This window comes from Flavobacterium bomense, assembly GCF_003970355.1.
The window spans coordinates 455-1,175 of sequence record NZ_RYDJ01000187.1 but is presented as its reverse complement, the minus strand read 5'-3'; the positions used below and the strand labels follow the sequence as shown (position 1 = coordinate 1,175).

At 33.1% G+C, this 721-nt stretch carries 1 protein-coding gene and 1 pseudogene; both read right to left on the bottom strand.

The features are described from left to right. Positions 1-238, bottom strand: a pseudogene (locus EKL98_RS16630) (catalase/peroxidase HPI); the annotation flags it as partial. A 177-nt stretch (positions 239-415) separates the two neighbouring features. Then, a partial coding sequence (locus EKL98_RS16625) for a C40 family peptidase (RefSeq protein ID WP_148104460.1) occupies positions 416-721 on the bottom strand: 306 nt, incomplete at its 5' end.

Here is a 721-nt window from a genome sequence, read left to right as displayed (position 1 = left end):
AATCGGTCATCAGCTTAAAAATATCTTGCTTAATAGCATTCAAATCTAAACTTTTGAAAGCGGTTGCATAATCAAAATCTTCGCCCATCGGATTGGACAAAGAAGAGTGTTGCCTAAGAATGCTCAAGTTCAATTGATTTGGCCACCAATCATTGTTTCGTGTGCCTGTACTTTGTTTTACAGCACCACCTGAAAAAGGACATTTCCCTCCTCCTTCCACATTAGTATTACTTTCCATAATTATATGATTTTAAAAATATTAGACAAATTTATAAAAAATAAACTATCGAAAATGTTTTTACGATAGATAAAAACTATATCAATAATTAAAAATTATTCTAATTTCAACCAAATGTTTAAAATAAAAAACGCCCAAGCCGCCTTGAGAGTTTAAAAAAATATAATTAAAAAGTGCTTATAAGACTCGATTCACCTGAACCAAATTCTTCTCGTAATAGGATTCTTTGGTAGAAGAAATAATCACGCCACCGTGAGTTGCAGAATGGATGAATTTAATTTCGCCATCTAGCACTTCGACCACCATTCCTACGTGATTTATCCGGCTTCTTCCATTGGTTTTAAAGAAAATCAAATCGCCTTTCTGAGCATTTTCAGCATCAATTTTAGAACCATAAGAAGCCATTTCTATAGACGACCTAGGTAACTTAATATCGTAACTACTAAAAGTATAACAGATCAATCCGGAACAATCAAAACCGTC